19 protein-coding genes are annotated in these 24,589 nt (G+C 69.0%); 9 read left to right on the top strand and 10 right to left on the bottom strand.

Features of this window, described 5'->3' with window-relative positions; genetic code table 11:
• Positions 1-25: 25 nt before the first annotated feature.
• Positions 26-2,149, bottom strand: a complete 2,124-nt coding sequence (locus tag ACFQ7F_RS25490; RefSeq protein ID WP_383274320.1) for a type IIA DNA topoisomerase subunit B — start codon at positions 2,147-2,149, stop codon at positions 26-28.
• 440 nt (positions 2,150-2,589) lie between these two features.
• Here ACFQ7F_RS25490 and ACFQ7F_RS25485 point away from each other — a divergent pair, with 440 nt between their 5' ends.
• A complete protein-coding gene (locus ACFQ7F_RS25485; protein WP_249587303.1) occupies positions 2,590-2,817 on the top strand; it encodes a hypothetical protein in 228 nt (75 codons plus the stop codon).
• A gap of 168 nt (positions 2,818-2,985) precedes the next feature.
• Here the strand turns inward: ACFQ7F_RS25485 and ACFQ7F_RS25480 are convergent, their stop codons facing one another.
• The 6 genes from ACFQ7F_RS25480 to ACFQ7F_RS25455 all read right to left on the bottom strand — a co-directional run bounded on the left by ACFQ7F_RS25480 (position 2,986) and on the right by ACFQ7F_RS25455 (position 11,170).
• A complete protein-coding gene (locus ACFQ7F_RS25480; RefSeq protein WP_383274316.1) occupies positions 2,986-3,816 on the bottom strand; it encodes a serine protease in 831 nt (276 codons plus the stop codon).
• A 164-nt stretch (positions 3,817-3,980) separates the two neighbouring features.
• On the bottom strand, positions 3,981-5,528 hold the full coding sequence (locus tag ACFQ7F_RS25475) for an RNA polymerase sigma factor (protein WP_383274313.1): 1,548 nt from the start codon (positions 5,526-5,528) through the stop codon (positions 3,981-3,983).
• A gap of 420 nt (positions 5,529-5,948) precedes the next feature.
• A complete protein-coding gene (locus ACFQ7F_RS25470) occupies positions 5,949-6,836 on the bottom strand; it encodes a FadR/GntR family transcriptional regulator (protein ID WP_383274310.1) in 888 nt (295 codons plus the stop codon).
• A gap of 161 nt (positions 6,837-6,997) precedes the next feature.
• On the bottom strand, positions 6,998-9,091 hold the full coding sequence (locus ACFQ7F_RS25465; RefSeq protein WP_383274307.1) for an ATP-binding cassette domain-containing protein: 2,094 nt from the start codon (positions 9,089-9,091) through the stop codon (positions 6,998-7,000).
• Between the two features lie 190 nt (positions 9,092-9,281).
• Complete coding sequence (locus tag ACFQ7F_RS25460; RefSeq protein ID WP_383274304.1) at positions 9,282-10,043, bottom strand: NUDIX domain-containing protein; 762 nt, start codon at positions 10,041-10,043, stop codon at positions 9,282-9,284.
• A 233-nt stretch (positions 10,044-10,276) separates the two neighbouring features.
• Complete coding sequence (locus ACFQ7F_RS25455) at positions 10,277-11,170, bottom strand: NADP-dependent oxidoreductase (RefSeq protein WP_383274301.1); 894 nt, start codon at positions 11,168-11,170, stop codon at positions 10,277-10,279.
• Positions 11,171-11,240: 70 nt separating this feature from the next.
• Between ACFQ7F_RS25455 and ACFQ7F_RS25450 the strand changes: the two genes are divergently transcribed.
• Positions 11,241-11,819, top strand: a complete 579-nt coding sequence (locus ACFQ7F_RS25450; RefSeq protein ID WP_383274299.1) for a TetR/AcrR family transcriptional regulator — start codon at positions 11,241-11,243, stop codon at positions 11,817-11,819.
• 145 nt (positions 11,820-11,964) lie between these two features.
• Here ACFQ7F_RS25450 and ACFQ7F_RS25445 read toward each other — a convergent pair whose 3' ends face one another.
• The 3 genes from ACFQ7F_RS25445 to ACFQ7F_RS25435 form a co-directional block, all read right to left on the bottom strand.
• Entirely contained in the window at positions 11,965-14,025 is a 2,061-nt protein-coding gene (locus tag ACFQ7F_RS25445; RefSeq protein ID WP_383274296.1) for a glycogen debranching N-terminal domain-containing protein, read from the bottom strand.
• Positions 14,026-14,277: 252 nt separating this feature from the next.
• Complete coding sequence (locus tag ACFQ7F_RS25440) at positions 14,278-15,681, bottom strand: DUF4192 domain-containing protein (RefSeq protein ID WP_383274293.1); 1,404 nt, start codon at positions 15,679-15,681, stop codon at positions 14,278-14,280.
• Positions 15,682-15,839: 158 nt separating this feature from the next.
• Entirely contained in the window at positions 15,840-16,493 is a 654-nt protein-coding gene (locus tag ACFQ7F_RS25435) for a DNA-binding response regulator (RefSeq protein WP_383274290.1), read from the bottom strand.
• A gap of 319 nt (positions 16,494-16,812) precedes the next feature.
• On the opposite strand from ACFQ7F_RS25435, the gene ACFQ7F_RS25430 reads away from it, so the two are divergent.
• The 7 genes from ACFQ7F_RS25430 to ACFQ7F_RS25400 all read left to right on the top strand — a co-directional run bounded on the left by ACFQ7F_RS25430 (position 16,813) and on the right by ACFQ7F_RS25400 (position 24,530).
• Positions 16,813-17,259 carry an XRE family transcriptional regulator gene (locus ACFQ7F_RS25430; protein WP_383274287.1) on the top strand — a complete coding sequence of 149 codons (447 nt, stop codon included), beginning with the start codon at positions 16,813-16,815 and terminating at the stop codon, positions 17,257-17,259.
• A gap of 214 nt (positions 17,260-17,473) precedes the next feature.
• On the top strand, positions 17,474-18,031 hold the full coding sequence (locus tag ACFQ7F_RS25425; RefSeq protein WP_383274285.1) for a hypothetical protein: 558 nt from the start codon (positions 17,474-17,476) through the stop codon (positions 18,029-18,031).
• Positions 18,032-18,086: 55 nt separating this feature from the next.
• On the top strand, positions 18,087-19,304 hold the full coding sequence (locus tag ACFQ7F_RS25420) for an MAB_1171c family putative transporter (RefSeq protein ID WP_383274282.1): 1,218 nt from the start codon (positions 18,087-18,089) through the stop codon (positions 19,302-19,304).
• Positions 19,301-20,302 (top strand): aldo/keto reductase, encoded by a 1,002-nt coding sequence (locus tag ACFQ7F_RS25415; protein ID WP_383274279.1) that lies wholly within the window; start codon positions 19,301-19,303, stop codon positions 20,300-20,302. Before ACFQ7F_RS25420 ends, ACFQ7F_RS25415 begins: the two co-directional genes overlap by 4 nt.
• A 164-nt stretch (positions 20,303-20,466) precedes the next feature.
• Complete coding sequence (locus ACFQ7F_RS25410) at positions 20,467-21,699, top strand: S8 family serine peptidase (protein WP_383274276.1); 1,233 nt, start codon at positions 20,467-20,469, stop codon at positions 21,697-21,699.
• Positions 21,700-21,883: 184 nt separating this feature from the next.
• Positions 21,884-22,603 (top strand): ABC transporter ATP-binding protein, encoded by a 720-nt coding sequence (locus ACFQ7F_RS25405; RefSeq protein WP_383274273.1) that lies wholly within the window; start codon positions 21,884-21,886, stop codon positions 22,601-22,603.
• A 16-nt stretch (positions 22,604-22,619) separates the two neighbouring features.
• On the top strand, positions 22,620-24,530 hold the full coding sequence (locus ACFQ7F_RS25400) for an FtsX-like permease family protein (RefSeq protein ID WP_383274271.1): 1,911 nt from the start codon (positions 22,620-22,622) through the stop codon (positions 24,528-24,530).
• The last annotated feature ends 59 nt before the right edge of the window (positions 24,531-24,589 follow it).

The following is a 24,589-nucleotide window of genomic DNA, read 5'->3' as shown; positions in this document are numbered from 1 at the left end:
ACCTGGTCAGGACATCGGAGCAGCGTTACGCGTCGATGCGCGAGCGGTCCAGCGTCGCCGCCGAGCTCGTGATGAACTCCTTGCGGGGCGCCACGTCGTTGCCCATCAGCAGATCGAAGACCTGCTCGGCGGCGTCCAGATCGCCGATGTTGACCCGCCGCAGAGTGCGGTAGCGGGGGTCCATGGTGGTCTCCGCGAGCTGGTCCGCGTCCATCTCGCCGAGGCCCTTGTAGCGCTGGATGGAGTCCTTGAAGCGGATTCCCTTGCGCTGGTACTCCAGAAGCGTCTCGCGCAGCTCGTTGTCCGAGTACGTGTAGACGTACTTGTCCTGGCCCTTCTTCGGCTGCACCAGCTCGATGCGGTGCAGCGGCGGCACGGCGGCGAAGACCCGGCCCGCCTCCACCATCGGGCGCATGTAGCGCTGGAAGAGGGTGAGCAGCAGAATCCGGATGTGCGCACCGTCGACGTCGGCGTCGACGAGGAGAATGATCTTCCCGTAGCGCGCCGCGTCGATGTCGAAGGTCCGGCCGGACCCTGCCCCTATGACCTGGATGATCGCGCCGCACTCGGCGTTCTTCAGCATGTCCGTCACGGACGCCTTCTGAACGTTGAGAATCTTGCCGCGGATCGGCAGGAGTGCCTGGAACTCGGAGTTCCGCGCCAGCTTTGCGGTGCCGAGCGCCGAGTCGCCCTCGACGATGAAGAGCTCGCTGCGCTCCACGTCGTCACTGCGGCAGTCGGCGAGCTTCGCGGGCAGCGAGGAGGATTCCAGGGCCGTCTTCCGGCGCTGGGCGTCCTTGTGCTGACGGGCCGCGATGCGCGTGCGGGCCGCAGCGACGGCCTTCTCCATCACGGCGCGCGCCTGCGCCTTGGCATCGCGCTTGGTGGACGTCAGGAACGCCTTGAGCTCCTTGGCGATGACGTTGGCGACGATGCGGTTGGCCGCCGAAGTGCCGAGCACCTCCTTGGTCTGGCCCTCGAACTGCGGCTCGGCGAGACGGACCGTGACGACCGCGGTCAGTCCCTCCAGGGCGTCGTCCTTGGCGATGTCGTCCTCGGCGACACGCAGCACCTTCTGGGTGCGCAGCGCCTCGTTCATCGTCTTGGTCAGGGAGCGCTCGAAGCCCGACACATGGGTGCCGCCCTTGGGGGTGGCGATGATGTTGACGAAGGACCGCAGCGTCGTGTCGTAACCGGTGCCCCAGCGCATGGCGACGTCCACGGTGAGCTCACGGGTGACCTCGGTGGGGGTCATCTGCCCGTGGTCGTCGAGGACCGGGACGGTCTCCTTGAAACTGCCCTGCCCGGTGAGGCGAAGGATGTCGCAGACGGCCTTGTCCTGGGCGAGGTACTCACAGAACTCGCTGATGCCGCCGTCGAAGCGGAAGGACTCCTCGCCCTTGGTGCCGCCGTCGCCGAGGCCGTACTCGTCGCGCACGACGATCGTCAGGCCCGGCACCAGGAAGGCGGTCTGCCGGGCACGCTGGTGCAGCGTGTCCAGGTTGAGCTTGGCGTCCTTGAGGAAGATCTGCCGGTCGGCCCAGTAGCGCACGCGCGTGCCGGTGCGGTTCTTGGGGATCTTCTTCGCCTTGCGCAGCGTGGCCGACGAGTCGAAGTCGGCATCGGGGCCGGGCTTGGCGAAGGCGCCGGGGACGCCACGACGGAAGCTGATCGCGTGGGTGTGCCCCGCGCGGTCCACCTCGACGTCGAGGCGCGCGGACAGGGCATTCACCACGGAGGCACCCACACCGTGCAGGCCGCCGGAGGCAGCGTAGGAGCCACCGCCGAACTTGCCGCCCGCGTGGAGCTTCGTCATGACGACCTCGACTCCGGAGAGACCGGTCTTGGGCTCGACATCCACCGGGATGCCTCGGCCGTTGTCCCGGACCTCTACGGAGGCGTCGTCGTGGAGGATTACTTCGATGTGGTCGCAGTAGCCGCCCAGGGCCTCATCGACGGAGTTGTCGATGATCTCCCAGAGGCAGTGCAGCAGGCCACGGCTGTCCGTGGACCCGATGTACATGCCCGGGCGCTTGCGAACGGCCTCGAGCCCCTCCAGGACGAGCAGGTGCCGCGCGGTGTAGTTGGAACCGTCCCGGTCTGCTCCGGTCAGCAACGCTGTGGACGGCACGGACGTCTCGGCGGTCACGCGGTTCGCTCCTCGCTGAATTTCAAATGGGGTCCTTTGGGGTAAGGCCCCGGCTTCGGTTGCCGCTCAGAGGGTACCGAGGCCTGGTAGAGCCGTTGTAACGCCACCCTCGTCTCAACTCACACTAGTCCAGCACCGTACGCTTGTTCGATCCCTCGATGGAGTGAAGCGCACGTCACGTTCCCTTCCAGGCATGAACCATTTAGGCTCCGGGCACGTCCTCATGAACAACCGGCAACCCAGCCGGCGGACGACCGACCTGACAGACAGCGCGAAACCGTACGACACGTTAGAGACGTAATACGGCACATTCGCCGCCAACCGGCAGCAGACAGCCGCCTCGGAAAAAACTTCGAGGAAAAGCCACGAGCGGGAACGTTTTCGGCCTGGTTGGATGTTGACCCTGGTACGACAGCTCGTCGAGCTAGAGAAGAGGCGACGTGACTACTGTTCTGACCCCCGCGAGCCCCCTGACGGCCGCTGATCGCTGCGACCGCTGCGGCGCCCAGGCATACCTGCGCGTCGTCCTGTTGAGCGGCGGTGAACTGCTCTTCTGCGCCCACCACGGCCGCAAGTTCGAGCCGGAACTCAAGAAGATCGCCGCTGAGATACAGGACGAGACGGAGCGGCTGACGGCCGTCCCGGAGACCAACGACGAGGAACGCTGACACCTCGCACCCACGACGAGCCATCCGGCGCACTCCAGGCCGGTGACCGGGCGGCCGACCCTGCCAACCCCAGGGGCGGCCGCCCGCTCTCGTCACACGGCCGCCCAGGCACCTTCTCGGCGGTCTCACGCGGCGCTCCACTCTCCCCGCGTGCGCACTTCCGCAATCTCAGCCGCGCAGAGGCATGTCCCGCGCGACGCCCGAGATCCGCGTATAGACGCCGGGACTCCCGGCCCGCCCACAGCCGCTCCCCCACGACACCAGGCCGATCAGCCGCCCGTGTGCGACAAGCGGGCCGCCACTGTCCCCCTGGCAGGCGTCACGCCCACCCTTGACCTCCCCCGCACACAGCATGGATGCGGCCGCGTACGTTCCGTCAGAGCTGCCCGGGTAGGCCTCCACGCACGTCGAGTCAGGCAGTACTCGCACGGGCGCGGCGCGCAACGTACGCGCGTAATCACCTGATCCCGTCGTGTCACCCCACCCGTAGACAGCCGCCCGCGTGCCGGGTTCGTATGCCGGGTCACCCTCCCCGGCCATGCGGATCGCGTAGCTCTTCGGAAGCGGGCTGGCCAGCGACAGGACCGCGACGTCTCCGGAGTTCGACGAGCTGTCGTACTTCGGATTGACCGACGCCTCGCGTACCGGAATCTCGCGGCCGGCCGACGTGCTCAGATCGTCCCGGCCGGCGATCACCTTCAGGTCGCTCATCTTCCTCAGCGGCACTCCGAGGACTTCCTCGCCCATACAGTGCGCCGCGGTGAGGACGGTCGTGGGACCGACCACCACACCTCCGCAGAACTGTCCCGAGCGCGTACCCCCGAACCGGTCACGGCTGGACAGCGCCACCACCCAGGGGTTGTCGGCCACCCGGACCGGACTGCCGCCGATGACGATGCTGTCTGCCGCCGCGGGGGCCGGGGAGGCCAGCGGCAGCACCGCCACCGGTGCGACAAGGGCCAGTGCCGCCGTAAATGTTCGGGCGAAAGGACGAGGCATGCGATCTCCTCACTTTGGGTTGCCATGGCACACCCACAGTGATCCAGTGCGGCACGGCCCGCACCCGCGCCACGCACGTCCGTGCCGGGGCGAACACATAGGACAAACAGAAAGACCCGAAGCCTCGCGTGAGGTTTCGGGTCTTCCTTGTGGAGCGCTGGTGACTAGTCGAGGTAGTCGCGCAGGACCTGCGAACGCGACGGGTGACGCAGCTTCGACATCGTCTTCGACTCGATCTGACGGATGCGCTCACGCGTCACTCCGTAGACCTTGCCGATCTCGTCGAGGGTCTTCGGCTGGCCGTCGGTGAGACCGAAGCGCATGGAGACCACGCCCGCCTCACGCTCGGACAGGGTGTCGAGCACGGAGTGCAGCTGCTCCTGAAGAAGCGTGAAGCTGACCGCGTCGGCCGGAACGACCGCTTCGGAGTCCTCGATGAGGTCACCGAACTCACTGTCGCCGTCCTCACCCAGGGGGGTGTGGAGGGAGATCGGCTCGCGGCCGTACTTCTGGACCTCGATGACCTTCTCCGGGGTCATGTCGAGTTCCTTGGCCAGCTCCTCCGGGGTGGGCTCACGGCCCAGGTCCTGGAGCATCTGGCGCTGCACGCGCGCGAGCTTGTTGATGACCTCGACCATGTGCACCGGGATACGGATGGTGCGGGCCTGGTCGGCCATGGCGCGGGTGATCGCCTGACGGATCCACCAGGTGGCGTACGTGGAGAACTTGTAGCCCTTGGTGTAGTCGAACTTCTCGACCGCGCGGATCAGACCGAGGTTGCCCTCCTGGATGAGGTCCAGGAAGAGCATGCCGCGGCCGGTGTAGCGCTTGGCCAGGGAGACCACCAGACGGAGGTTGGCCTCCAGGAGGTGGTTCTTGGCGCGGCGCCCGTCCTCGGCGATGATCTCCAGCTCGCGCTTGAGCTTCGGCGCGAGCTTGTCGGCGTTCGCCAGCTTGTCCTCGGCGAACAGGCCGGCCTCGATGCGCTTGGCGAGCTCGACCTCCTGCTCCGCGTTGAGGAGCGGGACCTTGCCGATCTGCTTCAGGTAGTCCTTGACGGGGTCGGCGGTGGCACCGGCCGCGGCGACCTGCTGGGCCGGGGCGTCGTCCTCGTCCTCGTCGGACAGCACGAAGCCTGCCTGGGGACCCTCTTCCGTGGACTCGCCCTCACCGGGCTTGCCCTTGGCGGGTGTCTCCTCGTTGGCCTCGTCGTCCAGGATCTCGTCATCCTGCTTGGACGCACTCTTCTTTGCCGTCGCCTTCTTGGCGACGGTCTTCTTGGCGACGGCCTTCTTTGCCGTCGTCTTCTTGGCAGCGACCTTCTTCGCGGGCGAGTCCTCAGCTGCGACATCTACGGCCGACGCCTCGGGGGCGGCGGACGCGGTGGCCTGCTTCGCCGTGACCGTCTTGGCCGCGACCGTCTTGGTCGCGGTGCGCTTGGCCGGGCTCTTCGCTGCGACGCTCTTGCGGGGGCGCTTCGGCTCCGCGGCACTGACCATCAGCGTCACACCCTCTTCCTCGAGGATCTGGTTGAGGCTGCGCAGAACGTTCTTCCACTGAGTGGCCGGAATCTGGTCAGCTTCGAAGGCACGACGCACGTCATCGCCGGCGATCTGCCCATCAGCCTTTCCCCGCTCGATGAGCGCCATGACAGAGACGGATTCGGCGATCTCCGGCGGGAGCGTACGGGATGTGCTGGCCGACACGAACAACCTCTCGGAACGTTGAAAAACGGCTTCCGGCCCCGTCCATTGTGGACCAGGACCGACGACCGACGACTGGGGATGGGCCGACGGCGCAGGCGGGGCCGGGGAGCTACACAGCGTCGCGAACGACTGCTGTATTCCCTCCTCGGCTATCACCTCTTAGGTCATCGCGCTGCCCCGAGGAGCGTTACGCCCAATCTACGTGGCCCGAGTCACACCCCGTAAGCGCCCAAAAGCTGCCGTATACGGTCAGAAGCACCCAAACTTAGCCTCTGGCGACCGTCCAGACGGCGACAACCGTGTCGCCGGGTCCCTGCCTGGTCCCCGAGGAACCCGCAGAGGCCCGGCGACGGTACCGCGCCAACGGAGTGATGAGGTCGGGCCGCGAGGCGCATGAGCCGGCCGTACGGACGCAGACCCGGCCGGTCAGTGCTCGCGGGGGGCGGGCACGACGCGCTCCACCTCCGGGTGGGTGGTGAGCAGCTGACGCATGGCGGCTTCGGCGCCGGGTCCGTCGCCCGCCCCGAGAGCGTCGACGATGCGCGAGTGGTGGACCAGGGACGCCTCGGTGGGACGGTCGCAGCCGGTGACCGGGCCACCGGAGACCTGGAGTGCGGCCGAGACGATGCCGGACAGGTGCTCCAGCATGCGGTTGCTCGCGAGCTGGATGAGCAGCGAGTGGAACTCCGCGTCGGCCCTGGAGAAGGTGATCCCATCGCCCTGGCTCAGGGCGTGACCCATGATCTCGACCATGTCGGCGAGCCGCTGCTGCACCTCCTCGCGGCCGTGGCCCGCGGCGAGCCGGGCGGCGAGGGGCTCGATCGTCCAGCGAAGCTCGCCCAGTTCGCGGCGCTGGTCGTCGCGCTGCGGCCCGAACGCGCGCCACTCGATGATGTCCGGGTCAAGGAGGTTCCAGTCACTGACGGGGCGTACGCGCGTGCCGACATTCGGCCTCGCGCTGACCAGGCCCTTGGCTTCAAGTACGCGCAGGGATTCCCGCACGACGGTGCGGGAGACCTCGAAACGCTGGCCGATCTCCTCGGGCACCAGCGGGCGGTCGGCACCCAGGTCGCCGGAGACGATCATCTGGCCGAGCTGCTGGACGAGTTGGCCGTGCAGGCCGCGGCCGCGGTTTCCTGCGGTGCGTCGGCCTACGCGGCCGAGGTCCTGGTCGGCGCTGTCCCACGGGGACGCGACGACGCGGTCGGCGCCCGGTGCCTCTGCGTAGGGGTAGCGGTCGAGTTCGCCCGGGCCGGCGAGACCGGAGTCTGCGGAGCGGGCGGCGGTCATCATGGTGTGCGCAAGGGTACTCACGGATCCTTTGTCGGCGTGGCTCCCAAGTCCCTTGAGGTCTTTGGTGAAAAGCACACGAAAGGGTGATCGCTTACCCCGCCGCACTTGACGCCTTATCGGAAAGAAATGGCCGTTCTCCGAGGAGTTGTGCGCAGCACGGGAACGTAAGTGCCGGTCGATCGTTATCGAGCCCTGTTGCGCATCCCCGCGAGCAGATATGCGCAGAGTAGAGCGGTCAGTGACAACATCAGTGCGCTGCCGACAGGTTGGGCGACCATCCGGACTCCGCCGGCCAGATACCGCTCGACACCGAACGGCCACTGCACCAGCGCGAGATCGCGCAGCCTCCCCGGCAGCCCCGCCGCCGATCGCACAGACGGTCCCTCCAAGGCCTTTTGTACGAGTGGTACGACGACGATCGGCACCGCGAGAACCGCGGCGAGGCCGGCCGTCGTGGACCGGAAGACTCCGCCGGCGAGCACCCCCGCCCAGGCGCAGCCCACCACCAGAGCGATCCAACTCGCGCTTAGCGAGAGCCAGTCAGCGGGAACTTTCGCGAGCTCCTCTCCGTATACGAGGTGGAGCAGCGCGGTGTCGGAAGCCAGGACGAGCAGGCTCAGCAGGAGCGCGGTGGCCGCCGCGACGATCAACTTGGCACAGAGCAGCCCCAAGCGGCGGGGGACGGTGCCCCGGTCGACGGCGAGGGCGGGGTGACGGAACTCCTCACCGAAGGCGAGCGCGCCGAGCAGCCCGGCGCCGAGCGCTGCGGGCGGCAGGGGAAGTTCCTGAGGCCAGGCGGCCAGCAGGAGCGGCTGCGGCGTGTGACCGCTCCGGGCGAGGAAGACGCAGAGGACGGCGGAGACGGCGAGCACGAGGGCCGTGGCGAGGTATCCGGTGCCTACACCGGCGACGCGGTACAGCTCGTAGCGCAAGGGACGAAGAGGGCTGCGGGCGGGACGGATCGAGATGGGGGGCGGCAAGGGGGATGGGGCCACGGGAGCCCGCGGGGCGGTAGTGACGACCGGGTCGGCGGTGGCGTGTAGTAGGTCCGTGGTGGTGTGCGGGTCCACGGAGGCGAGCGGGATGAGGTTCTTGGTCGTGGACACGACCTCGGTCCCTGTCTCCGTCTCGGTCTCGGTCTCGGTGCCGGTCCCGGTCCCGATCTCGGACTCGGACTCGGACTCGCTTCCGCTCTCGGTCCCGCCCTCGGTCCCGCTCTCGGGCAGCACGTCGGTTGCCGCGGCTGGCCTGTCCCCGGCCGGCCTCTCTCCTGCCGGGTGCTCTCCTGCCGGGTTTCCTACCGAACCCTGGCGTGACATCTGCCCCGTACCCGCACCCCCCACAGCCGCAGCACCGGAGGCTTCGACTCTTCGTTCGGGCGCTGGCGCGGGCGCGGCGACTGGCCCCGCATCCCCGATCTCATCGGCGAGTTGATGGACGAGGATTCCGTGACGGAACGCCGTCTCTCCGACCTCGGCGCAATTGCTGCCGTACACCGAAAGCCGGTTGCCGTACTCCTTCACCACCTCGATGGAGCGCTGCCCCGCACGGGCCTCCTTGGACAGCAGTGCGCCGAGGCGCGCCGCGTGCGGACTGCGCACCGCGACCCGGGGACGCAGCCGGGTGCGGGCGAAATCCCCGGCTTCCTGGTCGGCGATCAGACGGCCTGCTTCCAGCGTGACGACCCGGTCGGCGGCCCGTGCGGCCTCCTTGGGGTCGGCCGTGGAGAACAGGACCGTTCCCCCCTGGGAGGCGTGCGCGCGCAGAACGTCGTGCAGCCACCCGCCCTCCCGGGCCGAAAGCCCGTCGGCCGGACCGTCGAGGACGAGCGTGTGCGGGTCGGCGAGCAGCGCGCAGGCCAGGCCGAGACGACGGTCCATGCCGCGCGAGAGCGTGCCGAGCCGCTGATCGCGGAGGCTGACGAGACCGACGACTTCGAGTACGTCGTCGGCGCGCTGGACGGGGACGCCGGCGGCAGCGCACAGCATGCGCAGCTGGCCGCGGACCGAGCGGCCGGGGTGTCCCGGCACCTCGCCCAGAAGGACGCCCACCTCACGTGAGGGATGGGTGATGCGGTGCAGCGGACGCCCTCTGAAGTAGGTGACTCCTCGGCCCTGTTGGATTTCGAGCATGAGTCTCAGCGCCGTCGTCTTGCCGGCGCCCTGTGCGCCGAGCAGCGCCGTGACACGGCCTGTTCGCGCCTCGAAGGACACGTCGTCGACGGCGGGTGGCAGCTCCTGGCGGAGATTGCTGGTCAGTCCGATGGCCTGGATCATCGCTTCTCTCGCGGGATGTGCGACCGCTCGGCGGCCAAGGTTCGTCCGCCGGGTCGGGGACGGACGAACCCCGTGGGTACTTCAGCAAGATAACGCGATATTTCCGTCATTTCGGTCAGGGTGTGGGTCGCGGGTGTCCATCGCGCGGCCAGACCGACAGGTGACCAGCGCGTGACCCGTGGCGCGGGCCTCAGACCTCGGGGCGCAGCATCGGCGGGTTGAGCAGCGTCGCGCCGCCCGCGCGGAAGAGCTGGGCGGGGCGGCCGCCCTGGCGGGTGGTCGTACCGCCGGTGGGGACGAGGAAGCCCGGCGTGCCGGTCACCTTGCGGTGGAAGTTGCGCGGGTCGAGCACGACGCCCCACACGGCCTCGTACACCCGGCGCAGCTCGCCGACGGTGAACTCGGGCGGACAGAAGGCCGTCGCGAGCGAGGAGTACTCGATCTTCGAACGGGCGCGCTCCACGCCGTCCGCCAGGATCTGCGCGTGATCGAAGGCCAAGGGCGCCGCCTGCTCGCCCTCACGGCCGTATCCGCCCTGATGGAGCAGCGCCTCGACCGGCGCCCAGCGCGCGCTTTTCGCGTCACCACCGGCCCGCGGTGCGGGCAGATCGGGAGCGAGCGCGAGGTGGGCGACGCTCACGACCCGCATCCGCGGATCGCGCTTGGGATCGCCGTACGTGGCGAGCTGCTCCAGGTGCGCGCCGTTCGCCTGGACCGGAGTGTCCCGGTCGTGGGCGCACAGGCCCGTCTCCTCCACCAGCTCCCGCGCGGCGGCCGCCGACAGATCCTCGTCGTCGCGCACGAATCCGCCGGGGAGCGCCCAACGACCCTGGAACGGCGACTCACCCCGCCGGACGGCAAGCGCGCAGAGCGCGTGGCGGCGCACGGTCAGCACGACCAGATCGACGGTGACAGCGAAGGGCGGGAAAGCCGACGGGTCGTAGGGCGACATGCCGCGATCATAGTCGTCTGCCTGACGATAAACAGCTCCTCCGGCATCCGATCCCGGTTCCGGGTTCCGCGACCTCGTGAGCATTTCCACGTGACGTTGATTCAGTACGTGGACGCACCGACTCGGCGAAGCCCCTTACCCAGAGCTGCGGTTGACGGACTTCGCCGAATCGGACCCACCAGGAATTCAGCTTGCCGGGCCGCGCCGGGCCGGGCAGCCGCACGGACAACGGCTCAAATGACCACGACCCGGCGCCCGCGCGTGTGACCGGCCTGGCTGTCGATGTGCGCCTCCGCGGCCTCGGCGAGCGTGTACGACTTCTCGACCGGGATGTGGAGTTTTCCGCGCGAGATGAGACCGGCGGCCTCGGCGAGCGCCGCCGGCACGCTCCCGGCCACGCCGGAGAAGCGGACACCGAACTCCGGCGCACCGAGATCGGCGATGGAGATCACCTTCTGCGGATCCCCGGTCAGCTCGACGAGCTCGCGGATCACGCCCGAGCCAGCCAGGTCGAGAGCCGCGTCGACACGGCCGAGCTGCCGCACCCGCTCGACCCAGCCCTCGCCGTACGTCGTGGCGACGGCACCCAGGCTTCGCAGGTAGTCCTGATTCGCCGCCCCGGCCGTGCCGATCACCGCTATGCCACGGTCGCGGGCGATCTGCAGCACCGCCGAGCCGACTCCCCCGGACGCACCGCTGACCAGCAGCGTCTGCCCGGACCGCACACCGGACTCGCGGATGATGCGCAGCGCGGTCTCCACCACGGAGGGGTAACCGGCTGCCTCTTCGAACGTCAGACCCTCGGGCATGTGCGCCCAAGCCGACAGCACGGCGAACTCGGCATAGGTGCTGTCGCCTTCACCGAACACATGGTCACCGATCTCGACCCCTTCGACACCCTCGCCGACCTCGTCCACCACCCCGGCGGCGTCAAGGCCGACCCCGGCGGGCAACTTGATCGGATGGGCCCCCAGGACCTGACCTTCACGGACCCGCCAGTCAACGGGGTTCACACCTGCCGCCCGTACGGCGACGCGTATCCGACCGGGGCCCGCGTGGGGCTCCTCGGCATCCAGGAGTTGCAGAACGTCCGGACCGCCGAACTCGGCGAAGCTCACTCTCTTCATGCCGTTGACCGTAACACTAACGGTTAGTGTTTAAGAACGGTTTTTGTTTTGCACTTGATAGGGTCACTGGATGACCGAGCCGCCCGGACGTCGAGAGCGCAAGAAGGCCGCGACCCGCCAGAAGATCGCTGACACCGCCCTGCAGCTCTTCCTGGAACGCGGGTACGACGCGGTGGGCATCCGTGACGTGGCCGCTGAGGCCGACGTGGCCGTCACCACGCTCTTCTCCCACTTCGCCTCGAAAGAGGCACTGGTGTTCGAGCAGGACGAAGACTTCGAGCAACGCCTCACGCAGGCAGTCACCGGCCGGGCACCGCACGAACCGCTCGTCCCTGCACTGCGCCACGAGATCCAGGCCCTGGTGCGACATTGCACGGCGGACGGCGCCGCCCCGGTCTTCCGGATGATCGACGAATCACCTGCCCTGCGGAAGTACGACGAGTCGATGCAGCTGCGCCATGCGGAGTCGCTGGCAACGGCCATCGCCGCCGATCTCGACCTGCCACAGACCACGACGGCCTGCCGGACGATCGCGAGGTTCGCGATCGACGCCTATGCGCTGGCCCGAGAGGCGGCCGATCCGGAGGCCGCGGTGGACGAGATCTTCCGGATGGTCGAGGCGGCCTGGGAGGTCGGCCGCCCTTCCTGACGTGCGCGAAGAACTGTTCGTGCTGACGTGCCCGAGGAACTGTCCCTGCTGACGTGCGCGAAGAACTGTTCCTGCCTGCACGGTTGGATCCACCGGGCCGCGCGTCAGGTTTGCGCCACACCCACCGCAGGCCTTCTCCCGTGGGTCACACTCCCAACTGCAGCCCCTCGGCGGCCTCCTCGACCATGGCGAGACCGAGCCTGCTGACGCGCACGGAGAACGGGGCACCCGCGACACGCAGCGCCGTCAGCCCCAGCTCCCCCAAGGGCGCGCTGCGAACGGGGCTCAGCGTCACCGTGCCCGACGGGGCGTCGGGGCGGATCCCGGCGAGCGCAGTGAGGAGCTGCACCCCTGCGGCCGCGGAGGTGGCCGCAGGACGGCAGGCAGCGGGGTGCGGCAACGGAGCGCCGCCCTCCGTGCGCTGCTCCCCCGCGTACATCTCAGGCAGCCGGTAGTCGAACGACTCGGCCGCCGCCATCACCCCTCGCAGCAGTCCACTCGCCTCCTTCTCGTAACCGGCGGCGGCCAGACCGGAGACAGCGACCGCCGTCTCATGGATACGGACCGCTCCGCCACGGTGCCCGAAAGGGTTGTACGCGGCTTCCTTGACGCCCAGGCTCCGCAGCCCCCATCCCGAGTCCATGGCGGGCCCGCCCAGCAGCCGGGCAAGCTGCTCGGTCTGCACCTTGTCGAGCAGTCCTGGTGCGAGCGCACCGGACCCGAGCAGCCCTGTGTCGAGGAGGTGGGCGGCACCACCGGTGAGGAGAGGAACGGGGCGGCCGTCGGTCAGGCAGGCCGCTGCGGGTCGGCCACCCGCCCGGTCCTCCACCCAGAAGTCCTCCCGGAACGTGGCCCGCAGTCGCTCCGCCCACTGCCGCAGGCCGGTGCCGCCCGCGCGGCCGTGCGCGTCGAGCAGGTCGGCGCCGAGCAGCGCGGCCCGGTGGGCATGGGCCTGGGTCTCGCAGCGCGCGGGGCCACCGGGATACGGATCCGGCAGTCGTACTCCGTCGCCGACCGCCGCGAGCAGCCACCTCAGGCAGCGCTCGGCAGCCGGTAGCAACTCCTCCGTCTCCTGCGCCGACAGCCCCCAACGCCACGCCTCCGCCAGCAGCGCCGGGAAGAGCAGCGTCGCCTCGATCCCCGTGCATCCTGGCGGCAGATACGGCCCCTTGTTCCGCACAGGTCCGGGGATCATGCCCGCCCGCGGCCCCTTGCCCGCAAGCTGACGGCGGGCAAGCGTACGCAGCGTCCCCACGGCGATCCGGGTGCCGAGCGGCAAGGTCATCCGGGCGGCAGCGAGCGCCTCGGCCGGAGCGAGGCCACAGCGCCATGGCGCCCCCGCGGCCAGGTGGACATCGGTCGGGTGCTCGGGGTCCCGCATCAGCAGCGCCTGGAGATCCTCCACCGATCGGTCCAGCAGGGTCCGGGCCCTGGGATCGTCGCCCGCGGCCCGCGCCGTGGCGAGGGAGCGCGAGACCCCGTGCCCGACCGCCCGCACCGGCCCCGCGCCCTCCGTCCGCACCCGCAGCTCCAGGCTCCAGGTCCCGCCCGGTGGCAACTCCACCTCCCAGCGCAACAGCCCTGCGGAGGCCAGCGCGTCCGCGGGCGCCGGATGCGCGGTGACCGCACAGTGGCCCGCGGACGAGGACCAGCGCATGCCGGAGTCGTGGACACTGGCGGGCAGTTCGGGGCCGGTGTTGCCGGACGCGATCGCTCCGAGCTCCGCCAGATCGGTGCCGAGCGACACCTCCACGGGCAACCGCAGGAGACGGCCCGTTGCGCTGCGCAGGATGATCCGCTCCGTACCGTCCGCGTACCGGGTCCGCTCGACGACCACGTCCGGATCCGGGCCGCCGTCCGCGGACGTGCGCAGCGTCGCGACGAAGCGGGCGCGGTCGGCCGAGAGCATCCGGGCCTGCACGGCGAGCGGCTCGCGCCCCGCCACCCGCACTTCGCAGCGGGACAGCAACCTGCGCCCCGCGCGATAGAACCCTTCGAGTCCGCGGCCGGTCAACTGCCCCTGCTCCGTGGAGATCGCGAGCGCGGGCATGGCGACACAGATCAGCGCGGCGTGCGCGGGCGGCAGCTGTGCGGGGCGACGCGGCACGGGAGCCGGGGCCTGCCCGCCGGGCAGGCGCGATGGAGTCGGCGCGGGTCGCTGGGGACCCTCTCTGCCGGAGACAGGAGACGGGGCGGGCAGGGACATGAGGCGGCTTCTTCCGCGCTGTCCGCGCTACGGGGAGTCGGAGGTCGTACGGCGGCTCGGTCCAGGCCCAGGTACCGCCACTCAGGTGAACGGACCGCCCCCGCCCCAGGTCACGCCCACAGAACGGGAAGCCACCCGGCCGGCCCTCCTCTCCCGCGTAAGGCGTCCCCGCCGGTCCCCATCTCGCCCCAGCCCGCCGGCCTGCCCTCCGGCCTGCCCGCTGGCCTGCCCTCCAGTGCCGAACTCCTGTGTTCACGTGTCGTTCTTCGCCGCGCGCCGGATGGTGCGACGGCGGTTCTGCGGCCCTGTGCTCGGCCTGTCCGTGGCCCGTGCACCGGTGCCGCTCTTCGGGCGTGCGGGGCGGCTGCGGCGTCGGGGTGCGGCGCCCACCGGCTCTTCAGCGGATTCCAAGGGCTCTGCTGGCAGCGGCAGTTCGGTCTGCATCTCCGACACGTCACGGTCAGATCGATCAGATCGCTCCCTTCGCAAGCAGCGGCGGATCGGCTCGGGGTCCAGATCGCCGGCGCAGGCATGGTGCAGAAGTTGCGCGAAGGTGTAGCCGGGGTCGGCACACAGCGCCATGGCGAGGGCTTCCTGACCTTCCGTGGCGTCGCCGAGGGACCAGGCGACCCAGCCCGCGAGGGACAGCGGCGCCGCGGCGTGCTCTCCGTAGGCGCCGACGCAGCGACGGGCCAGAACCCTCCAGAGACGAAGTGCCGTTGCCGCGGCGTCGCCCTCCATCCATTCCGCAGCCTGATCACGCGTCGTACGGTCCTGCAGGCCGAGGATCAGCGCCGCGGCTTCGTCGTGCGCAAGGAGTTCGTCGTCCTGGAGATCCGCATCCAGCCTGTCGACGACCGTCGGCGCCGCAGCCATCCGCGCCATGATCCGGCGGGCCAGGTCGAGCGTGTCAGCGGCGACCTCGGCGTGCCCGTCCTCCTCGATGATCCGGCGCACGATCGCCATGCCCGCCGCGTCGAGAGCGGCCTCCTGGTCCGCTGCGGCGGCGGATTCCCATGGGGCGAGCCGCGCCCGCATCTCCCGTGGTGTGACACCCACTTGGACGCCGGCGTAGGCCGTGGCCGCGGCCAGGACCGACGAGCCCGGCCGCATCAGCGGTACGCCTTCCGGCGGGCAGCACTGCTTGTTCGGACAGCAGTAGGTCCAGAAACTGCCCGCCGAGATGCACACGACCTCGAAGACCGGGACGTCGAGGCTCCCGCAGGCTGTGCGGAGCACTTGCGCGAGGGGGCGCAGGCGTTCCATGACCTGCCGTCCGGATTCGGCGCCGACGGGCTCCGCGCACAGGAAGGCGACAACGCCGTCAGGCCGGGTGCCACGCCGCTCGCAGCCGCCCACCAGACACTGGGCGAGCTGCTCCGCGATGGGTGGCCAGTCCTCCGCGCGCCCGGGAATACCGAGGCGCACACGGCCACCGAACCGCCCCCGCTCGCCGTGCAGAGCGATGAGGACGACGCTCTCCTCGGGCCGGAACCCGAGCAAGTACGGCAAGGAATCAGCGAGTTCGGCCGGGGTGCGCAGAGTGACCAGGGTCTCGTCGATGGAGTCGGTGGGGTGGGTGGAGTGGGTGGAATCGATCGGGTCGATCGAGTCGATGGAGTCGATCGGGTCGTTCTGTTCGCTGTGATTCGCCATGCGCCGACTCTCCCGCGGATCACCGGATTCCGGTTTGCCCTGTGGATAAGTGCGATCAGGGGCACGCCAAGAGTTGTCCACAGGTCCGCTGCTCGCACTCATGCGCAATCAAGTGGAGTCGGCCACGCGAGCCGGAATCACCGCTCGCAAGGTCCGGGTCAGAGCCACCCACGGCGCCGAGCGATGCGAACCGCGTCGAGTCGACTCCTGGCTCCAGCTTTCTGCACGGTGGACAGGAGATGGTTGCGCACGGTCCCGACGGACAGGTGGAGATGCGCGGCCGTCTCCTCGGGGCTTTCGCCCTCGGCGGCCAGGCCGAGGATCTCCGACTCCCGGGGAGTCAGCGGGTTGGGTGTCCGAGCGCTGCCCATGACGGCCACATCGGTGCCGACGACGCGCTCACCCCAGCTCAGGCGCCTGACCGTCTCGACCAGCTCATCGGCCGATGCATCGTCGGAGATCACTCCGGCGACGTCGGCCTGCAGGGCACGCTGGATCCCGCCCGCGGACAGGGCTCCCATGACCAGCAGGATCGCGGATCTCTGAAATGCCTCGCGGGTCCGTCCGAGCTTCTCGAATTCCGCTCTGCTGCCGTCGGCCAGGCAAAGGACCAGCACATCGGGACGGGGCTCCCCGCCCGTCGGAACGGACACCACATCGTCCGCACCCCCCAGCACCCGGATGCCCGCGCGGGAGGAAAGCATGGCGGCGATGCCGCTGCGCGACAGTGCGCCCTGCGCGATGATCAGTACACCGATGGTGTCCGGCTCGCTGTCGACCGGTACGCGGCCCTGGAACCGTTCCACGCTCATCAACGCCGAGAAGGCACCATCCTCCCCGTCTCCGCACAGGTAAAGCCGACTTGCTCCTCTTTTCGTGAAGCTCACGAAACCCCCGCCCCCTCAGTACGGAAGATCAGGTCCATTCCCTGACGGACCCGCGCCAAGACCCGGCGCCTGCTTCGCGGCCATCAACCACTGATTGATCAAACCCCCAGCACAGCAACATGAGTTGATGCCACGAAGCAGGAGGCTAAGCCGCTGATCCACGCCCGTCAACTCATGTGAATGAGCAGCCCATCGACTCCCACACGAGTGTGCCGCTAGATTGAGGCGGGGACGGAGGTGCGATGTGACTGATCCAGAGGGCGTCGACGTGGGTTCGCTCGCCGCCAAGTTGAACTATCTATTTGAGACAGTTGTGCCGGTGGGGCGCGGCCCGTACAGCACGGAAGAGGTGGCACGCGCCATCTCTTCCGGCAGCGTCTCCATCTCCGGCAGCTACATCTGGCTGCTGCGCAAGGGGCAGCGCGACAACCCCACCCTCAAGCACGTCGAAGCGCTCGCCCGGTTCTTCGGGGTGCCGCCGGCCTACTTCTTCGACGATCAGGTGACCCAGGACGTCGACCGTGAACTCGCATTGATGGTCGCGCTGCGGACCGCTGGAGTGCAGCACGTGGCACTGAGGGCCGCAGGCCTGTCGCCCAAGACCCTCCGGTCCATCAAGGAGATCATCGAGCATGCCCGCGAGCTGGAAGGACTCCCCGGACAATCCGCTGCGGGGCCCGGCGGCGAGTAGGGCGGGAGCACCCACAGGGTGATCATTTCCGGCCATTACGGTCGACCGGCAGCCCACGGAGACAGTTAGCATTCAAGTGCCCAAATCGCTGTACGGGCGCGTGACTTTGCCATCGGGTTGGAGGACGCATGCCGCAGAACGCGCGAGTCCGGGAGCTTCCTCGCCAGACGGAAGGCCGCCGGAGCTGTCCTTCGGGCGAAATCGGTCATTGCCCGTGAAGTTATCCGTCATCTCCCGCTGGTGGTCCGTCCACAGGAAATTCCGGCGACTGCGCCGTACGTCCCAAGAGTTTCTGGACCGTCTCGATCTTCCCGCCGGAAGCGGAATCTCGGCACTCATCGACCGGCTGAGCGATACGCGCAACCGTCCCATCCAGGTGCTGCCGATCTCGCTGGGCGCCGGCGAACCCTGCGGAATATGGCTGGCGACGGACAGTGTCGACATCATCATCGTCGAGGCCGACACCACTGCGTTCCACCGGGACCACATCATTGCGCACGAGCTGGCGCACATGCTGTGCAGCCATTCCGGCTCCCAGGAGCTGGAATCGGAGAACATGAGCCTGCTGTTTCCGCACCTCGATGTCGAGCGCGTACTCGGCATTCTCGGCCGAACGGCCTATCCGACCGAGGACGAACAGGCTGCGGAGATCGTCGCCTCACTGATCCTTGAGCACATCTCCCGCCCGCCCATGGAGTCCAGATGGGCGGTGCCCTCCAGCGATGCGGAAACCGTTGCACGGATCGACCAGTCCCTGAGGTCCCCAAAATAGCCGGTGTGGACTCAGCAGACGGATCCCGCGGAGACCCCGACGGACTGGAGTTGTGTTGCTCGAGGTCAAGAGCACGGTCTTTCCGCTGTGCACCGCCCTCTGTGTGCTCGTCCTGCTCTACAAACTGCGCGACGTACGCGCCCATCGCACCGACCCGGCGCTGCTGGCACTGCTCATTGCTTTCTCCTGCAAGGCAGCCTCTTTCGCACTGTCCACACCGTCGGTCTCGCAAGCGGTGGACGGCCGCACGGGGATACCCGATCTGGGCGCGCTGGGCATCCATCTCTTCGGCGGCGTAGCCTCGAGCGCAGCCATCCTCATCGCGATCGCCTACTGGGTCTATCCGCCGCAAGAGGCTCGCCGCAAGGCTTTCTGGAGACTGCTCAGCAGTGCGCTGTGCGCCGCCGTGATGGTGACGATGTGGTTCGTGGCCCACTCCGGGGCCCAAGGACGGGCCACCCACTACTTGCTGCAACAGGCACACCGGCCGCCTGTCGCCATCTATCTGCTGGTTTATGTGACCGCTTTCGGATCCGGGATGGTCGAGATCATCCGGCTGTGCCGACGATTCGGGCGCGTCGCCGGACGCCAATGGCTGCGACGGGGTCTGTACGCCACCGGGATCGGCGCGGGTGCTTACCTCATCTACTGCATTCATCGCGCGACAGCAGTGCTCGCCGTACAGTTCGGGCTCGATCCGCTTCGCTGGGAGCTGCTCACACCGCTGGCCAACGGACTGGGCATTCTCTTTCTCTCGGTGGGGCTCACGATGCCTTCCTGGGGGCCGACAGCCTCCGACGTACCCCGCAAAGTACGCAACTTCATCAGCTACCAGCGGCTGCAACCGCTGTGGCGCGCCCTCTGCAAGGCACACCCCCACATCGTGCTGGAGCCACAGCAGTCCGCCCCTCTTGTCCGCATGATGCCCGGCAACATCAACTACCGCCTCTACCGTGAAGTCATCGAGATCCAGGACGGGTTGCTGGCCCTTCGGCCCTACATGGACCCGGCGGTCACCGCAAGCGCCCGCGAGACCGCCGTACTTGCAGGCCTGTCAGGGAGAGCCCTGCAGGCGGCAGTTCAGGCCACGGTGCTCAGCCAGGCCTTGCGGGCCGAGCGCGCCGACCCCGGCCTCCGGGTTCCCGAGGTGCCCGCGCCACGGGAGCCGTACCTGCGCGAGAGTGGCGACTACGCCACAGAAGTGGCCTGGCTGCTGAGTGTGGCCAGAGCTTTCTCCCGTCTTCCGCCCCCCGGCCAGAGGAGTTCCTCGTGAAGTACCGCACGCTCGGCACCCACGGACCACGTGTGTCATCCGTGGGCCTTGGCTGCATGGGCATGTCGATCGCCTACGGGGCCCCGGACGACGCCGAGTCCCGACGCACCCTGGACCGGGCGCTCGATCTGGGTGTCAATTTCCTGGACACGGCGGACGCCTACGGGCGGGGAGCCAACGAGGAACTCCTGGGCGCCTGGCTGCGACGCCGGGCGGCCGACCGGGAACGAGTCGTACTGGCCACGAAGTTCGGGCTGCGTCACGACGCGGCATCAGGCCGGGTGAACGTCGTGGACACGTCTGCGGGATACGTACGGACAGCCTGTCACGCCTCGATGCGACGCCTGGGTGTCGAGTACATAGACCTCTACTGTGTGCACCGCCGCGATCCCGCGACCCCCATCGAGGAAACGGTCGCCGCCATGGCCGAGTTGGTGGCAGCGGGCGACATCCGGCACCTGGCCCTGAGTGAGGTGAGCGCAGGCACTCTGCGCAGGGCCCATGCCGTACATCCCATCAGCGCGGTCCAGTTGGAGTATTCGCTGTTCACCCGGGATGTGGTGGAGGGCGACATGCTGGACACCTGCAGGGAGTTGGGTATCGCTGTGGTGGCGTACTCACCGCTCGGCCGCGCCATGCTCACCGGGAACATCACCTCCTCCGGCGAGTTGAGCAGCGACGACAATCGCAGGCGCTGGCCGCGGTTCGCCGATGAGAACATCCGGCACAACCTGACGCTCGTCGACGCGGTGCACCGGGTGGCGGCACGGATCGGCTGCACCCCCGCCCAGGCGGCGCTGGCCTGGCTGCTGGCCCAGGGCGAGGACATCGTCCCCATTCCCGGCACGAAGAAGAGGCACTACCTGGAGGAGAACGCGGGGGCTGCCGATGTGGTCCTGAGCAGGGAGCACATCGGCCTGCTCAGGAGTGCCGTGCCGGACGGCTCGGTGGCCGGCGGTCGTTATCCGGACCAGGCGATGTCCCGGCTCGGGCACTGATCCCGGCCAGCGCGGCCCGCCCGGGCGTGCGGCAGCCAGATCTGTGCCGCCCGGTGGGGCCACCCATGGATATCCCATGATTTCGCCGGTGAACCGTGCTCCGCCCATGCACCCGGCCGATCCTGTTGGAGAACAAGAGAGACCAATGGAGGGGAGCGGTCCGCATGGGGTCGGAGAGGAAGCCGGCGCGCAGCGTCGCCGACACATGGAAGCGGACCGCCGGCCTGCTCGCGGCTGTCATGGTGCTGCTGGTCCCCGGTACTGGTTCGGCCGGCGCGCAGGGCGCGGGTCCCACTCGCACCTCCGGCGGGTACGCCGCCGCCGCGAGCGGGGAGCCATCGATAGCCGTGCCGTACCGCGTGGACGAACTGTGGCGGCGTGGCATCACGGGCCGGGGTGCCACCGTCGCCGTGCTCGTCTCCTTCGGAGACCCGGGCATAGAGAAGTTCATGGCGGACTACGACGAGCAGTACGCACTTCCCCCGGCCGACATCCGGCGGGTGGAGCCCTTGGGAAAGCCGCCCTCCTGCACCGACCCCGGAGTCAACACGGAAAACTGCCTGGCCTGGGTGTCGGAGACCCGGCTCGATGTCGCGATGGTCCACTCGCTGGCACCTGAGGCACGCATCCTGATCGCTGCCTCGCCCGTGGACGAGACCCAGGGCGACAGCGGCATGCCCGAGATGATGCGCACCCTGGACCATCTCACGCGGCACCGGCTGGCAGATGTGGTGTCCATGAGCTTCGGCTCCGTCGAGGAGAACTTCAACAGCCCTGATTCCCTCCGCCGTTACAGTCGGACACTTGCCCGTGCCCGCGCTGCGGGCACAACCCTGGTCGCCTCGTCGGGAGACCATGGAGCCAGCGGCCCACTGCGCGACGATCCCACCCTGCACCACCCCCGGCGTGTGGTGGCCTGGCCGGCCTCGGACCCCGGGGTGACCGCTGTCGGCGGCTCACTGCTGCACGTCGACCCACAGGGCCACCGCACTTCCCCCGACACACTGTGGCCCAAGTCGGGGGCGGGCCACTCGTCCGTCTTCCCGCGTCCCCTGTGGCAGCGTCCTGTGGCGGGTACCGGCTCCGGGTCCGGGCGTTCGGTTCCGGACATCACGATGCAGGGCGCGGCCGGAACATCCCAGTCGGCCCCGCTCTTCGCCGGGGTGCTCGCCCTTGCGGTGCAGTCGCACCGCGGGCCGCTCGGAGACATCAACCCGGCCCTCTACCGGCTCGGCGCGGCTGGTCCCGCCGCCGGGATCGTCGATGTCACGCAGGGCGCCAACTCCTATGCCGAAGTACCGGGGTTCACCGCGAGACACGGCTACGACACGGCCAGTGGCTGGGGCACGGTCGACGTTCCCCGGTTCGTCCGTGCTCTGGCCCTCGCCGTGACGTGAACCGGCCACGGGGCCGATGGCGCGTACCCGGCGGTCACCGATCGCCGGACAGGAAATGCTGGAGCGAGAGAGAGTGCACGTGAACGATCACGCAGGCGCTGGAGCCGGGCTTCACTTAGGGGGGTCGGCGCACAACCGCCCACGGGACCGTGACGCGGCGCCACCTGGACAGCGTCCCTGGGCCGTGCGTCTCAGCGCGGTGCGCAAGGTGCACGGCAGCGGGCGTTCCGCCGTGACGGCACTCGACGGGATCACCGCGGAGTTGCCGTACGGAACGTTCACCGCCGTGATGGGACCCTCCGGTTCGGGCAAGAGCACATTCCTGCACTGCGCCTCCGGTCTGGACCGCCCGGACCAGGGCACCGTCGAGATCGGCGGCCGGGAGCTGGGACCCCTGGGCGAACGCGAGCTGACGGTGCTGCGGCGGGAGCGCGTCGGTTTCGTGTTCCAGGGATTCAACCTCCTCCCCGCACTGACAGCCGAACAGAACATCACCCTTCCCGTGCGGTTGGCGGGCCGCCGCACTCGGCTCGACCGCCCCTGGCTCGAGCAGCTGCTCGAGTACACCGGGCTCACCGAGCGTCGTGGGCACCGGCCGGGTGAACTCTCCGGCGGTCAGCAACAGCGGGTGGCGATCGCCCGTGCACTCATCACCCGCCCTGAGGCAGTCTTCGCCGACGAGCCCACCGGAGCCCTGGACACCACCTCGGCCCGCAAGGTCCTCGAGATGCTGCGCGGCCTGGTGGACGACATCGGCCAGACGGTTCTGATGGTCACCCACGATCCGGTGGCCGCCTCGTACGCGGATGCCGTCCTGGTCCTGACGGACGGACGCATCACCGAGGTGTTGCCACGCGCGTCGGCCGGCACCATCGCCGAGCACATGGCGCGACTGGGGGCATGAAGAGATGCTCCTCCTCTTGGCATGGTGGACCATCCGCACCAGGAAGGTCTCCTTCGCCGGGTCCTTCGTGGCCATGCTCTGTGCACAGGCGCTGATCACAGCCTGCGCGGTACTGCTGGACGCCGGGAGCAGATCGACTCCCGCTCAGGGCGGCGCGGACGTGGTGTCCTTCGTCGTGCCCTTCGGCTTCATCTGCCTGTTCGTCATGGTGTTCGCGGTGGGGGGCGCGTTCTCCCTGTCCGTCCAGCAGCGGATACGGGAGGTCGCCCTGCTGCGGGCCGTCGCCGCGACGCCCGGCCAGGTCCGCAGACTCATCGCATACGAGGCACTGGTCGTCACCGGCATCGCCGCTGTCCCCGGCTGCGGGCTCGGTGTGCTGCTGGCCGGGGGCCTGCGCGCCTGGTTGGTGGCCCAGGGCATGATCCCGGCCGCCTTCCCTCTCGACTTCGGCCCGCTGAGCATCCTGACCGCCCTGTTGATCTGCTGGATCACTGCCGAATCCGCGGTTTGGAGCAGCGGCAGAAGGGCCTCCCGGGTGCGCGCCGTACAGGCGTTGAGCGAGGCTTCCCTGCCGCGCCGCCGGGCAGGTTCGGTGCGTACCGGCTGCGGCCTCGCAGTCCTGGCCGGAGGCGTCTGGGGGCTCGCGGCGATCTATGGTTCCGGGGGCTCCGATGCGGCGAACAGCGCCGTGGCGATGGTCATGGTGCTGATGATCGCCGTGGGTCTGCTCGCCCCCTGGACAGGGAAGCTGGCGGGCGCCGGGCTCGGCCTCCTGTGCCAGGCGCTGTTCCCCGTCGTCGGCCAGCTGGTGAGGACCAACCTCACCACGGGCTACCGTCGGCTGGGCGCCGCGGCCACTCCCCTCGCGCTCACCGTCGCCTTCGCTGCCGTAGCCCTGTTCGTACCGCAGATGAAGTGGCACGAACAGCAGCAGCAGGACGGGCAGCGCATGATGGCCGACCAGGTCGTCCAGAGCACCGGCAACGGGCTGCCGGCCACTGCCGCCCGAACTCTGCGCGATATTCGGGGAACTGGCGCCGCGCTCGGCACGATGGGCACCTACGTGACGGTCGCCGTCGACGACGACGGATCGCAACCGGGGTCCGGCGGCATCGCACAAGCCGTCACCGGGGGTCCGCTGGACGAGGTCCTGGATCTGGGCGTCGTACAGGGTACCGCCCATGAACTGGGGCCGCGGGACGTCGCGTTGAGCAGGGACCTGGCACGGCGGGCCCATGTGCGGGCCGGTGACGAAGTGCGGCTGGCCATGGAGGACGACCGGACGGAGAAGGTCAAGGTCGCGGCCGTGTACAGCCGCTCCCGTGGATTCGGCGAGGCCGTGGTTCCGCAGCGGCTGACAGCCGGTCACCTGAGCGACGGGCAGCTGCTCCAGGATGCCGTGTACATGCGCGCCAAGCCCGGCCAGGGGAATCAACTCGCCGACGGCCTGGCAAAGTTGCACCGCGCCGAGCCGTCCTGGCACGTGCTCGACCGTGATGCCTACCGGGCCGAGGCGCTGCGCCGGCAGGATGCCTCCATGATCGCCACCTATCTGCTTCTGGTCGTGGTGACGGTCTTCACTTCGATCTCGGTCGTGAACACCCTCGTGATGACGACGATGGAACGGTCGGGCGAGTTCGCTCTCCTCCGCCTCATCGGAGCCACCCGCAAACAGGTCGCCCGCATGATGCGTCTGGAGACCGCGGTGATCGTCCTGGCCGCGCTTCTGGTCGGAGCGCTGGTCGCGGGGGCCGTCCTCTCCGTGTTCAGTCACGCGCTGACCGGATCGGCCCGCCCACATCTCGCAGGCATCACCCTCGCCCTCATCCTGGGCGGAGCCGGCATCCTCGCGCTCGCCACCGGCGTCTCCACCACCCGCATGGCCCTCCGGCAGCGCCCCACCACCGCGCTGCGCGGGGCCGGATAGGCAGCTCGGCGGCACAGACCGAAAGACAGAAAGCCGTCGGCCCGAGCGGATTCCACCGC

It is taken from the genome of Streptomyces sp. NPDC056486, from assembly GCF_042795295.1.
In the GTDB taxonomy this organism is placed as follows: Bacteria; Actinomycetota; Actinomycetes; order Streptomycetales; family Streptomycetaceae; genus Streptomyces.
Note: the sequence above shows the minus strand (reverse complement) of the source record. Positions and strands in the feature narration are given on the sequence as shown.

Bases quoted from the DNA above. Each gene is read 5' to 3' on its own strand.
- ACFQ7F_RS25480 (WP_383274316.1), bottom strand. From the start codon at position 3,816: ATGCCTCGTCCTTTCGCCCGAACATTTACGGCGGCACTGGCCCTTGTC.
- ACFQ7F_RS25465 (WP_383274307.1), bottom strand. From the start codon at position 9,091: ATGATCCAGGCCATCGGACTGACCAGCAATCTCCGCCAGGAGCTGCCA.
- ACFQ7F_RS25460 (WP_383274304.1), bottom strand. From the start codon at position 10,043: ATGTCGCCCTACGACCCGTCGGCTTTCCCGCCCTTCGCTGTCACCGTC.
- ACFQ7F_RS25455 (WP_383274301.1), bottom strand. From the start codon at position 11,170: ATGAAGAGAGTGAGCTTCGCCGAGTTCGGCGGTCCGGACGTTCTGCAA.
- ACFQ7F_RS25450 (WP_383274299.1), top strand. From the start codon at position 11,241: ATGACCGAGCCGCCCGGACGTCGAGAGCGCAAGAAGGCCGCGACCCGC.
- ACFQ7F_RS25445 (WP_383274296.1), bottom strand. From the start codon at position 14,025: ATGTCCCTGCCCGCCCCGTCTCCTGTCTCCGGCAGAGAGGGTCCCCAG.
- ACFQ7F_RS25440 (WP_383274293.1), bottom strand. From the start codon at position 15,681: ATGGCGAATCACAGCGAACAGAACGACCCGATCGACTCCATCGACTCG.
- ACFQ7F_RS25435 (WP_383274290.1), bottom strand. From the start codon at position 16,493: ATGAGCGTGGAACGGTTCCAGGGCCGCGTACCGGTCGACAGCGAGCCG.
- ACFQ7F_RS25410 (WP_383274276.1), top strand. From the start codon at position 20,467: ATGGGGTCGGAGAGGAAGCCGGCGCGCAGCGTCGCCGACACATGGAAG.